Source organism: Micromonospora sp. NPDC049139 (assembly GCF_055586845.1).
The window spans coordinates 1-11,501 of sequence record NZ_JBVJHK010000047.1 but is presented as its reverse complement, the minus strand read 5'-3'; the positions used below and the strand labels follow the sequence as shown (position 1 = coordinate 11,501).

At 69.2% G+C, this 11,501-nt stretch carries 9 protein-coding genes and 2 pseudogenes; 2 read left to right on the top strand and 9 right to left on the bottom strand.

Annotated elements, in window-relative coordinates; genetic code table 11:
- Nucleotides 1-127 precede the first annotated feature (127 nt).
- Nucleotides 128-556, bottom strand: coding sequence for a hypothetical protein (locus tag ACZ6Q9_RS33975; protein WP_396831391.1), 429 nt, complete (start codon nt 554-556; stop codon nt 128-130).
- A gap of 163 nt (nt 557-719) precedes the next feature.
- On the opposite strand from ACZ6Q9_RS33975, the pseudogene ACZ6Q9_RS33970 reads away from it, so the two are divergent.
- Nucleotides 720-854, top strand: a pseudogene (locus ACZ6Q9_RS33970) (transposase); the annotation flags it as partial.
- Between the two features lie 151 nt (nt 855-1,005).
- On the opposite strand, the gene ACZ6Q9_RS33965 reads toward ACZ6Q9_RS33970, so the two are convergent.
- The 6 genes from ACZ6Q9_RS33965 to ACZ6Q9_RS33940 all read right to left on the bottom strand — a co-directional run bounded on the left by ACZ6Q9_RS33965 (nt 1,006) and on the right by ACZ6Q9_RS33940 (nt 7,707).
- Nucleotides 1,006-2,253: a hypothetical protein gene (locus ACZ6Q9_RS33965; protein WP_396831390.1), complete on the bottom strand. Its 1,248-nt coding sequence runs from the start codon at nt 2,251-2,253 to the stop codon at nt 1,006-1,008.
- Nucleotides 2,254-2,294: 41 nt separating this feature from the next.
- Nucleotides 2,295-3,263, bottom strand: coding sequence for a winged helix-turn-helix domain-containing protein (locus ACZ6Q9_RS33960; protein ID WP_393271201.1), 969 nt, complete (start codon nt 3,261-3,263; stop codon nt 2,295-2,297).
- A gap of 247 nt (nt 3,264-3,510) precedes the next feature.
- Nucleotides 3,511-3,762, bottom strand: a complete 252-nt coding sequence (locus tag ACZ6Q9_RS33955; RefSeq protein WP_357702224.1) for a hypothetical protein — start codon at nt 3,760-3,762, stop codon at nt 3,511-3,513.
- 272 nt (nt 3,763-4,034) lie between these two features.
- The gene (locus tag ACZ6Q9_RS33950) at nt 4,035-4,955 is read right to left on the bottom strand and encodes a carbohydrate ABC transporter permease (RefSeq protein WP_393271203.1); all 921 of its coding nucleotides are present in this window, start codon (nt 4,953-4,955) and stop codon (nt 4,035-4,037) included.
- On the bottom strand, nt 4,955-6,406 hold the full coding sequence (locus ACZ6Q9_RS33945; RefSeq protein ID WP_393459252.1) for an ABC transporter permease: 1,452 nt from the start codon (nt 6,404-6,406) through the stop codon (nt 4,955-4,957). Before ACZ6Q9_RS33945 ends, ACZ6Q9_RS33950 begins: the two co-directional genes overlap by 1 nt.
- Complete coding sequence (locus ACZ6Q9_RS33940; RefSeq protein ID WP_393271206.1) at nt 6,406-7,707, bottom strand: ABC transporter substrate-binding protein; 1,302 nt, start codon at nt 7,705-7,707, stop codon at nt 6,406-6,408. Before ACZ6Q9_RS33940 ends, ACZ6Q9_RS33945 begins: the two co-directional genes overlap by 1 nt.
- A 572-nt stretch (nt 7,708-8,279) precedes the next feature.
- Between ACZ6Q9_RS33940 and ACZ6Q9_RS33935 the strand changes: the two genes are divergently transcribed.
- Complete coding sequence (locus tag ACZ6Q9_RS33935; protein WP_393271208.1) at nt 8,280-9,389, top strand: uroporphyrinogen-III synthase; 1,110 nt, start codon at nt 8,280-8,282, stop codon at nt 9,387-9,389.
- A gap of 26 nt (nt 9,390-9,415) precedes the next feature.
- On the opposite strand, the pseudogene ACZ6Q9_RS33930 reads toward ACZ6Q9_RS33935, so the two are convergent.
- Nucleotides 9,416-9,700, bottom strand: a pseudogene (locus ACZ6Q9_RS33930) (transposase); the annotation flags it as partial.
- Nucleotides 9,701-10,229: 529 nt separating this feature from the next.
- On the bottom strand, nt 10,230-11,501 hold a 1,272-nt coding region (locus tag ACZ6Q9_RS33925; protein WP_396831388.1), incomplete at its 5' end, for a cell wall anchor protein.

The window sequence follows — 11,501 nt, the reverse complement described above, 5'->3', positions numbered from 1 at the left end:
CCTGACGTGCGACATCGTCTACGACAACGCTGGCAAGGCCGCCGACATCCGATGCGGAGACGAGTGAGTCGCCCCTGCACAGCACTGCTGGTGCGCGGACGCGGCGCCGCCTGACGGTGCGGACGGTTCACCGATTGCCCGGGGCGGGCGGATCGCTGCGGTCGACGTCTCGGGTCGAGAGCGCGAAGCGGTGCGCGAATTCGACGGCGTCATCCAGGTGCAGGGTGATCATCGGTGCCTCGACCAGGGGTGGCGTGTCGACGCGGACCGAATAGCGCGTGCGCACCACCGTGTCGTCCGGACCCTCCTCGTCGACCTCGACCAGGGTGGGCGGTGCGCCCGGTGACCAGTCGCCGGACGCGGTCCAGGTGTAGCGGAGCTCGATTTCGCCCTCCGCCGGACAGGACCAGGTGAGGTGACTAACCGACCCGCCGCCGACGTTGGCCCACGCGCTCCAGCCGGTCCCGTCCGGGTGGAGGCAGAGCCAACTCGACTCCATCACCCCGTAGTCGTACGGGCCGGTGTCCCACCGTCCCGCGAGGTTCTCGTCCCGCATGCCCCGCATGATCGCAGCAGCGACCGTCCCACCACCGTCCGCGCCGTCCGCCCGCGCCCCGCCCACCGCAGGGCGCGGGTGTCAGGGCGCCTTTCAAAAGGTGGGTGCGCTGGCGGGGCAGGCTGTGGCGTGTCGTTGATCGGTAAGTGAAGAGGTCTCCGGTAGGCAGTTCATCGACGGGATTCGGTGGCGCACGAGGGTCGGCGCGCCGTGGCGGGACGTGCCGGACTGCTATGTGCCCTGGCAGACGGTGTACGGGGTGCTTCGGCGTTGGCAGCGTGGCGGCACGTGGGAGCGGGCTCAACCGTCACCGCGGGGTAGCCACTCGGTACGACAAGCTCGCCGTCCGCTACGAAGCCACCGTGCACATCACGGCGATCAACGAATGGCTACCCCGCTTCTGGAACGCGGCCTAGGTGAACGGCCCTCGCGGGCCGGTGGAGGACAGGTCAGACTGCGGGCGTCTCGTCCCCGCGGACCATCGCGACCGCGCGGCGGCGCCGGGCGAGGAGCAACATGATGCCGCCACCCGCCACCATGGCGAGACCGGCTCCGGCGATCAGCCCGGACTGCGGCCCGGTGATCGGCAGATCACCCCCGCCGCCACCGCTGCCGCCGTCATCGCCGCCGTCCCCGCCACTGCCGCTCGCGGCGACCACGACGGCGAACCCGTCCTCGTTGTCGCTGCCGTCCACATCGGCTGCCCGTACGGCGACGGCGTTCGCCGGAAGTTCGGCATGCTCCGGGCCGGAACGGGCATCCGTTCGCTCGGTCAAGCCCTCGACCTGCACGGTCCCGCCCGCCAACGTGACGGGTGCCGTGATGGAGGCCGACGCCGTCACCAGATTGTGCAACTCGACGGCGGAGTAGATGCTGTCATTCGGGTCGGTGTCCTGGCCGGCCGGTACGAGCGCGAGCGTGTCGTAGGTGCAGACCGCTGACCGCCCGTCGTCGCCGACCGCACACTCCTTCGGCGGGCGGGTGAACGTCACGCCCTTGGGCAGGTGCAGCGTGGCCTTGACGCCGCTGACTGCCTTCCGGCCCTGGTTGACGACCCGATACCGCACCGCGCCCGTCTCGCCCGGGTTCAACGTCCCGGTGGATTCGAGCCGGCCGTCCGCGCCGACCCGCACCGACTGCTTCACGTCCGGCGCCACCACCGACAGGTCGGCTTCGGGATCGTCGACCAACGTGAGCGTGAACCACTTGCTGGCACTGAGTTGCATCTTGTCGTCGCCCCAGGCCATGCCAGCCTCGACGTGGAACCTGCCTTCGTAGGGCTTCTTTTTTTCGTAGACCTGAATATCGATGGGCAGATCAACCGTCCCACCGGGTGCCGGCATCAACTCCGGAAACAGGCTCGATTCGATACGGCAGTACCAGCCCGAGTGGTCGCCGTCACACTCACCAGAGCCACCGCCCTCCGACCATATGAGCGCGGCCTTGTACGACCAGTCCAACTCGGAGGGGCGGACGTAGAAAATGATCTCTCTCGGGGTCTGGTCGGTCAGATTGGTGAGTCGCAGGTGGACCCGTTTCTTCTCGACCCCCAGCGGAATCGTCGTACCGGGCAGATCGAGCGTGAACTTCGCGCCCGGGTCCGCCGCCGAGGCGGGACCGGCGGGGGTAGCCATCCCGGCAAGCAGGAGCAGCGCGGCGGCGGCAGTTCGCACCAGCCATCGATGACCAAAGGCCATAGCAGAACCCTTCAGGCGAGCGGACAGTACGGCCGAGGACACTATCCGCAATGGACTCGCATCGGTATCCTCCGCTCACCCCCTACCTGGGCGAGGGCCGGATCGGTCAACCACCAGCCGGCCCTGCCAGTGGCCAGCCGGTCCCGGCCGATCTTGCGCCGCAGGCGTGAGATGACGCTGCCCACCGCCAGGGCGTTCTTCGGGCGCGCCCTGACGCTCATCCCGTCCCGGACCTGTGCGCCGCTACGAGGCTCGCCCTGCGCATCGATCAGCACCTGCAACGCCTCGGCCTGCTGGGGGCTCAGCTTGACGGGCGCGTTCTGCCCGGCCAGCCAGGTTTCGCTGGTCGTGCGTTCCAATCGCACGCCTGCCCACTCCGCCGCGCGCGGCGGGGCCTCCGCCGGGCCGGCCAGCCGCCAGCCGCCCCCGCCTGTGATGATCCGGTCCGGCCCGAGGCGTTCCCGGAGGTGGTGGATGAGCACGCCCACCGCGGCGATCGTGGCCGGCCGGTCGTGCGGCGGCAACGACGACCAGATCCCACTCCTGCTGCGCGGCACTCCCCGCGCCTCGACGAGCACCCGCAGCACGGCGAACTCCTGCGGGCCGAGCCGGACGAACCGAGCCGGCCCGTCGAACACGTACCGATGCTCGACATCGAGTCGCAGGCTGCCGAACGACAGCACGTCGGTGCCGTCGACCGACTCCGGCGCGATCGGATCCCGCACCCACCAGCCGTCCGCCCCGGTGAGAATACGTGCGGCACCGATCTTCCTACGGATGTTGGCGATCACCACGCCGATCTGGGCAGCTGTCGGCGGCCGATACCCGCGCGGCATGGCGGCCCAGATCGCCTCCCGGCTGAGGGGCGTCCCCCGCGCCGTGATCAGGACGGCCAGCACGGCGACCTGCTGGCCACTGAGCATGACCGCGCTCGACTCAGCGTGCAGTCGGACCAGGCCGGTGGACGTCTGCAACTCCAGCCCGGCGTAGCACAGCGGGACATCCAGCACGGGTATGGACAGCTGACGGCGACCGGTGCTGGTCCGCGGACGCCGTCCTTGACGGCATCGAGAGGTCGCCGACAGCGCAGAGCCTGCCGCCGGAGAAGCGTCCTCAGCCGGAAGGCAGCAGGCCGACCGGCCGACCATGGACTGATCAACCACCATGAAGGGCCTCACCATCTGGCTGGCCGGCCGCCACTACCCCACCGACCAGCCTGAACCTCGCTCCGTACTCGCGGATGCCGGACGCCGGCGGTCAGGCCGACGGCCCGACCAGTTGGTACGCCGCTCGGACGGCGGCCACGGCCCAGCGCATGCGACTGACCGCCTCGACCGGATGGTCGCCGTACTCCTGCGCGACGAGTGCCGCGCAACCGGCCGCCCGGTGCCGGCTGACGCTGTACAACACCGCCTGCCGGATCTGTTCGGGCGTCGGATCCTTCGACGGTTGGAGCGTGGAGGCGAAGAGTGCCTCCGCCCTGGTACTGAGCAGTTCCGACGGGCTCATCACCGGCTCCTTTCCGGTAGGTGGCGGCCATGCCCGCGAGGCAGATCCGGCACCAGGCGCACCACCACCGAGGTCGCACGCACGAGATGCGGGCTGGTCGATCGCCTCGGGCGACCGACGTGCCTCGGGCAGCCGACGAATTCGCCGAACGGCGGTGCCCGGGGTGGGGTCAGCGGAGTCCGGCCCCACCCCGGTTCCGGGTTCCGGGTCCCGGGTGCTGGGGTGCGCGCCCCTGCGTCGTGCTCGGCGCGCACCCCGTGATTCACCTTTCGCTACTTACCTGACCCGGCGAGGACGCCCTGCACGAAGTAGCGCTGGAAGGCGAAGAAGACCGCCAGCGGCACGAGCATGGACAGGAACGCGCCGGGACCGATCGTGTCGAGGTTGGACGAGAACGACCGCATCTGCTCCCGCAGGGCGTAGGTGATCGGGGCATTGTCGGAGGTGGCGAAGACGAGCGCGACCAGCAGGTCGTTCCAGACCCACAGGAACTGGAAGATCGCCAGCGAGGCGATGGCCGGCCAGCCGATCGGCAGCACCACGCGGGCGAAGATGAGCATTTCCCGGGCGCCGTCGATGCGGGCCGCCTCCAGCAGGTCGCGCGGGATGTTCAGGAAGAAGTTCCGCAGCAGGAAGATCGCGAACGGCAACCCGAAGGCCACGTGGAAGGCAACCACCGCTGGGATCTCGCCGTAGATGCCGAGGGTCCGGAAGATCCGTGCGTCCGGCACGATCGCCACCTGGATCGGCACGACGATCAACGCGACGACCAGCGCGAACAGCCAGTCTCGGCCGGGGAAGTCCATCCAGGCCAGGGCGTACGCGCCGAGTGCACCGAGCAGCACCACGAGCAGGGTCGACGGCACGGTGATCAGCACCGTGTTCCACAGCGATTCGACGATCCGCTCGTTCTGCAGCACCTGGGCGTAGTTGTCGAGGGTCAGTTGGGCCGGTGCGGTGAAGACCGTCCACCAGCCGGTGGCGCTGTTGTCGGCGCTGCTACGCAGGCTCGCCACGGCCAGACCGAAGGTCGGCAGCAGCCAGAAGACGCCGATCAGGACCACCAGCAGTCGCAGCAGTGCCTTGCCGAACCGCATCATGAACCGGGTCCACGGTCCCGGTCGCGGCCGGCCGCCCCGCGCGGTACCGGCGGGTATCAGTTCCGGTACGGCGTCGATGGTGGCGTGGCTCATCAGCTATCCCTCCTCAGGCGCCGGATGTTGAACAGCATCGCGGGGAGCACCAGGGCGAACAGCAGGACCGCGAGGGCGCTGCCGAGCCCGTAGTCGAGGCCGCCGCCGAAGGACACCCGGTACATCTCCAGGGCGACCACGGTCGCGTCGTCCTGGGACGACTCGGGTGCGAGCACGTAGACGAGGTCGAAGATCTTCAGGACGTTGATTGTCAGGGTGACCAGGACCACGACGAGCACCGGCCGGACCAGCGGCACGGTCACGTGCCGGAATGTCTGCCACTCGCTCGCGCCGTCCATCCGGGCCGCTTCGAGTGCTTCCCGAGGCAGGGCGGCCAGCCCGGCCGACACCAGCACCATGGCGAAGCCGGCCCAGATCCAGATGTACGCCCCGATGACGGCGGGAGTGATGAGTGAAGGCCCGAGCCAGGTGACGCCGTTGAACGGCTCGGTGAAGTTGTCGGCGGGCAGCCGGATGACGTATGGGCCGGAGGTGAGTTCGGGGAAGGCGAACCGCCCGGCGGCGTCGGTCCGGGTGGTGGCGACCACCCTGCCCCCGTCGGCCACCGCCTCGACGGTCATCTGGGGCAGCCCCACCTCGCCGGCGTCGACAATCCCCGCCTGGCCGCCGCCGCCGCGGGTGAAGTCGAGCCACACCACCCCCTGCAGTCCGGGGCCGCCGGTGGGTGCCGTGGCCGGCTTGGCGTCGGTCGGGATCCGGTCCGGCGGCAGGCCCACGAGGGCGAGGTGGACGGGTTCACCCGGGGTCGCCGGCCCTCTGGACTCGAAGCCGCCGTTGATCGGCGCCAGCTCGCCCTGCTCTCGGGCATCCACGCCGTGGTAGCGCGACGGGGACTCGAAGGCGTCGTGCACCGACACCGCGACCGCGTTGAGCACGCCGCGGTCCGGGTTCTCGTCGTAGACCAGCCGGAAGGTGACGCCGGCGGCCAGGAACGAGATGGCCATCGGCATGAACAGGACTGCCTTGAGCACGGCCGACCGGCGCAGCCGCTCGGTCAACACCGCGAAGATCAGCCCGAGGGTGGTGGCCACGGCCGGCGCCACGATCACCCAGACGAGGTTGTTCAGGATGGCTCGCCGGGTGTTCGGCGAGGTGAACATGGTGACGTAGTTGTCGAGGCCGACGAACCTCGATCCGTCACCGCTGCGAAAGCTGAGCCACAGCGTGTAGACGATGGGATAGCAGACCAGCACCAGCAGCAGCACCAGGGCGGGGCCGAGGAAGAGCGCGACCATCAGGCGGGTCTCCCGCGACCGTCGGCGGGCCGCGGTCCCGGCGGTGGTCCGTGGGCCGCCGGGGGCGTCCCGGTGGCCCGGGCCGCCGGCGGCGTGCCGTGAGCCGCCGGGGCCATCGGCCACGCTCGCCCGGCCGATCGTTGTTCGGGCAGGGGACGGACGGATGCCCTGGGCCGGGTCGGGCGTGATCGTCATCAGTTGCCTCCGAAGTCCTTCTTCGCGGCGGCCTCGAGCTGCTGGGCCAACGCCTCAGGGGCGATCGGCTTGGCCAGGAAGTCCTGCAGCAGCACCCACAGGTGGGCGCTGGTCCCACCGCCGAACGTCTGCGGCGTGAGGTCCGACAGGTCGAAGCGCAGCGATTCGGCCTTCACCACCGCTTCGGCGAGTTCCCGGGTGGTGTCGTCCGCGTACGTCGCGACGTCCAGTCCCGAGTTCGCCGAGATGAACCCGCCCTTGGCCGCCATGATCTTCGCTGCCTCGGGCGAGGCGAGGAAGGCCATCAGTGCGTTCGCCTCCGGCGTGTCCTTGAAGGCGACCGCCTGGTCGCCCGCCGTCACCACCGCCGGCTTCGAGCCGTCGACCGACGGCCAGTTGAAGAACTTCGCCGACTCGCCGACCTTCAATTCACCCAGCTTGTTGATCTCTGAGGCGACGAAGTCACCCTCGAACAGCATCGCTCCCTTCGGCGACTTGCCGAACACGTCGGCGATCGCCTGCGTGAAGGTGGTCTGCGTCGGGTTGCCGGCCAGGAAGCGCGGCGTACGCCAGTAGTCGGCCAGCAGGGTCAGCGTCTTGACCACGCTGGGATCGGTCCAGGGGATCTCGTGCTTGGCCAGCTTGTCGTACATTTCCGGGCCGGCGACCCGGAGGTAGGTGTTCTCGAACCAGTCGGTCAGCACCCACCCGTCGCCACCGGCGGCCACCATGGGCGTCACCCCGGAGTCGGCGAGCGCGGCGGAGACCGTCTTGAGCTCGTCCCAGGTCTTCGGCGGCTGCACCCCGGCGTCGGTGAAGCTGTCGACCCGGTACCAGATCACCGACTTGTTGGCCACCTTGAAGTAGACGCCGTAGAGCTGCCCGTTCACGGTGCCCAGTTCCTGCCAGGCAGAGCTGTAGTTGGCCTTGATCGCGGCGGCCGCGTCACCGGTCAGCGGCTTGATCGCGCCCCGCTTCACGAACTCGGCCACGACCCCGGGCTGCGAGATCAGCGCCACATCCGGCGGCGAACCCCCGGCGATCCGGCTGTTGAGCAGCACCGGCAGATCGTTGCCGCCGGAGGTGTACTTCACCGTCGCGCCGGTCTTCGCGGCGAAGGCGTCCAGCACCGCCTGGAAGTTCGCCTGCTCGGCACCGGACCACGTGGCCGCCACCTCGACCGTCTTGCCGGCAAGGTTCGCGTCCGGCGCGCCGGACGTCGGGCCGGCATCGCCACCGCACCCTGCGGCGGTGGCAAGGACCGCCGTCGCCACGGCGAGCGGTACCCATCGTCGTATCATGGACCCTCCTGAATCTGGTCTGCGGATCGGGACTGGACCGGAGCGGGCGACGACCCGCCGCCCGCCCCGCGTTCGGAGTCGACCGCGGTTGAGTGGCAGCTCAACCGCGGTCGACGGGCGACGGTCGCCGACCCAGGTTCCGGATTGGCGGTCGGCCCGCCTCATCCGTCCCCATCCGGGTCGGCCTTATCGATCGCACCCGATCAACCGATCGGTGATTGCGCCGAGTCTTCATCACCACCGCGTTTCCCGGAAGTCAACTGGGTGCTACGTGACGGGACCGACGAACACCTCACAAGATCAACTTGTCGGATCCGGCCCCGACTCGCCGGTAACTCTTCGCCGATCCACTCTGAGCTGGTGAAACACCGTCCGGATCGGCGCGCCGTCCCAAATTCCGGTAGCACCGGGTCGGTGAACGAACCGTCACGGTGTTGAGATTGGCCACCACTGCTATGTCTGCCCTGTTAACGCGACACTTCTTCCCGACGAAAGAGTCGCACCGAAGTGATCCAACCGCCGTCCGGAACCGTGCACCTGTTTGAGGTTGAGCGGCGTGACAGGAGGACAGTGTGGAGGACCTGGCGGGGTACACGGTCGCCGTCCTGTCGGAGCGTCGTCGACACGACCTCGCCACCCTGCTGGAGGCCACCTCGGCACGGACGATCAACGTCCAGGCGGTCCGCTCGGTGGCCCAACCGGTGGCGGAGGCCGTTGCCGTCGCCACCCGCTCCTGCGTCACAGGACCGGTGCACGAGGTCATCGTGTCGTCGGGCCTGGGCCTGCGGGCCTGGCTGCGCGTGGTCCAGCAGACCGGCCACCTCGACGCGCTCATCGACCGGCTGACGCACGCCCGCCTGCTGGCCCGCGACGGACACGCCGCCGACACGCTGCGGGATCTCGGCCTGAGCCAGATATGGGCAACCGCCTCCACGACCACCGAAGACCTGTTCCGCTATCTCCTCGCCCAGCCGATGATCGGCCGCCGGGTGGTGGCGCAGATCGAGTCGGAGCCACACCGGGAGTACTGCGAGGCCCTACGCCGCAACGGGGCGACCGTGGTCGAGGTCGTCACCAACCGGTTTCTCCCGCCGCTGCGGATCGACATCCTGCGCCGGCTGTGCGGAGTCATCATCCGGCGGCAGGTCGACGCCGTCGCGCTGACCGGGGCGACCGCCACCGAGAACCTGCTGCGCCAGGCCGAGGCCGACGGCGTACTCGGCGAGGTGCTCAACGCGCTGACCGCCGACATCGTGCCCGCCTGTCTGGGTCACCTGGCGGCGGAGCCACTGCGGGCGTTCGGCCTCAGCGCGTACGTGGCGAACAGTCCCGCCCTGCCGGACCTGGTCAAGGTCCTGGCGAACCAACTCCCGGGACGGTCGCTCCAGCTCGACGTGCAGGGCCACCGGGTGGAGATCCGCAGCCAGGCGATGGTGATCGGCCACCAGGTGATTCCGGTCCAGCCCGGCCCGATCTCGGTGCTACGGGCGCTGGCCCGCCGTCCCGGCCGGGTGCTGTCCCCGGCCGAGATCCGGGCGGCCGCGCCGAGCTGGGCCGACGTCGACGACCACGCCGTCGAGATGGCGGTGTCGCGGCTGCGGCGAGCCTTCGACCACACCCCGCTGGACGGCGTCGACCTGATCCAGACCGTGATGAAGCGTGGCTACCGGCTGGGGGCCTGAGCGCTCACCGGCACACAGAGACGCTTCTATAACTGCCAAGTGGTGCTGGTGGCTGGGCGTGTGCCGGCCAGGGTTTTGGAGAGTTGCGGGCAGATGTAGCGCTTGAGGTTGCGCATGACCGCGCGTTTGGTGCGTCCTTCGACGGTGCGGCGGGTGACGTAGGCGCGGGTGCGGGGGTCGTGGCCCATGCGGACCAGGGCGACGGTGTAGAGGGCACGGTTGAGGCGTCGGTCGCCGCCGCGGTCGAGTCGGTGTCGGGTGGTGTTGCCTGATGAGGCCGGTAGCGGTGATGCGCCGGCAAGGGCGGCGAGTTCGGCGTCGAGAGCGCGGATGCGTCGGGCCGTGGCGGACGCCTTCCAGATCGCCTTCGAGGGCCGGCTCACCCCGGCCAACCACTGACCACCAGTTGAATCCGCCCTCGCTGCCACGGTCGCTGTGGAAGATCACTCCGTCGGCGTTGCCGCCTCGGGCGATGGCGGCCATGTTCAGCGCTGCGACGACCAGACCGGCGTGTGGTGGGCGCCCATCGCATAGCCGAGGATCCGACGGGAGTACCTGCGCGAGCGGCCCATGTACCAGCCGACATATCGGTTGGGCTACCACCGTAGGCGGGTGACCGCGGATGGGGGCGGTTGGTCATCGCGCACCGTCGGGACTGGCCGGCACCGGGGTAGGTGCCGGCCAGTCCCGACGTGGCCTCCGCCGCCCACCAGGGGTGGCTCAAGGAACAGTTGGTCCGCGCCAGGCTCACCTCACCAGTTATCGGTGGGGGCGCTCGTTCCCAAGGCGATGGTCCACAACCATCACCGGCTACCCGGCGACGTGGTGGACACGTACTGACTAGAGCTCGTCCGCCGATGTCCTTCTGCGACGCACGAAGACGATCAGGGCCGCGCCGACGGAGATCATCAGGATTCCGATGAGGCTGATCCGGGCGGTCATCGCACCTGTCGTCGCCAGCTTTTCGCAGGTGCCTGGGTCCTCGTACTCGCCGATCAGCTTGTAGTCGTAGCCGGGAAACTGCACATTGACGGCGCGTTCTCGTCCGGAGGCGAAGACGATCGTCTGCGATCCTCCGTCGGAGGCCGTGAGCTTCTTTTCCTGCGTTCCGTAGGTTGCGACCGCCTCGATCGGTGGCATCCCCTGGCCGGGATGGGTGATGGTCACCTTCAGTTCGGTGCAGGTCGACTCGGTGGACATCGTGGGCAGCCCGCAGGTCGAGGGCCGCGGCCAGAGATAACGAGCGATTTCCTTGCCCCGCTCGGCGACGACGATCTGGCCGGTGCCCGCTGGCATCGGCAGTTCCACCGATTTTCCTGCGGGCACGTGGACGGTGCGGTTCACACCGGTCGCGGTGACTCGGAACGTCACGGGATAGTGGCCGCCGCTGAGGTGGACGGTGACGGACCCGTCGCAGGCCGGCGCGAAGGTGGCCTTCGGTTGTGCGCAGGGCGCGGCACCGCCGTTGTAGGCGCCGAGTGGGCCGGCGGAGCGGTTGCCGGGCTTGCCCTTGCTGCCCAGTTTCTTGTCGCCGTAGCGCTTGCCCTTCTCCACCATCGGCGTGATCAGCTCGCTCTTGCCACCCCAGACGAGGTCGACTTGGGTGTAGCACTTCGGCACGTCGACCTTCAGCTCAACCTTGCGGTGTTTGGCGTCGATCACCGCGACGTCGTGGTCGTGCGCGTATTGCGGCCAACTCGGCTTGGCGCTCGGCGCGAAGTAGGAGACCAGGAGGAACTCCTGCTTCTGGTCCTGGCACAGGGGCAGGTCACCGGCGAGCTCGACCGTTGCGCGGCCCTTCGCACCGTCGAACGTGTGCGTGTACGTGGCCTGTGCCATGTCGACGCATTGCGGTGTCTTTCTGCATGTCCCCTTGAGGCCGGCGGCGCGGCCGGAGTCGGTGCTGGAGATGCCGGTCCGGTCGCCGTTGCGCTCGAACCAGGTTGCCGACACCGTCAGGGTGGCACTCGTCGTCGTGCCCGGCACCCGCTGCACACCGGTCCTGACGCCTTTCGGGCCGTTGCCGTCGGTGTCGGCGCTGATCGCGTTGCCCACCTTGATCCCGGCGATTGGTGTCTGCGGTCGCGCGACGAGCTTGGTGATCTTGGCGTA